Below are 460 nucleotides of genomic sequence, written 5' to 3' on the forward strand. Positions count from 1 at the left end.
CTATATACGCGTAGCGCATCCGTGAGGCTGGTGCCGAGTTCTTCCGATTGCCGAAACAGAATGGCCAGAGCCCGCGCCTCGTCAAGACCAATACGGTCCGACAGATCGCGCAATGCCTCGCGCAACGGCTTACCCGCTCGCAGTTGCAGATTCATGATGGCAAGCTGGATGCCCAGCCATTTGTGAGTTCCCGCCAATTCGTTACTAACACGCTCCACCGCGGCCTCCAGGCTCATACCTGCGTCCGCGCACGTGATCATCATATCCATGAAGTCGGGGAAGCCGCGACGGTAAGTTTGCATCTGAGCTTTCTCGAAGCGGTCAAGCGCGACACTGGGGACAACCAGACAGGCGAGCCCAAACAAGCCGGCGCCAGCAAATGCAATGAAGCCGGGCATTTCAGGTGGCAAGACCCGGGACAGCAGCGTGTAGGCAGCAAAAAAGCCGATAGCTACAGCAG

The 460-nt window shown here is 58.3% G+C and carries 1 protein-coding gene; it reads right to left on the reverse strand.

Going from position 1 to position 460, the window contains the following annotated elements:
• Positions 1–460 (reverse strand): type II secretion system F family protein (locus EN780_RS37650; RefSeq protein WP_133373022.1); only part of this gene is annotated, 460 nt, incomplete at both ends.

The organism is Mesorhizobium sp. M4B.F.Ca.ET.089.01.1.1, from assembly GCF_004022605.1.
In the GTDB taxonomy this organism is placed as follows: Bacteria; Pseudomonadota; Alphaproteobacteria; order Rhizobiales; family Rhizobiaceae; genus Mesorhizobium; species Mesorhizobium abyssinicae.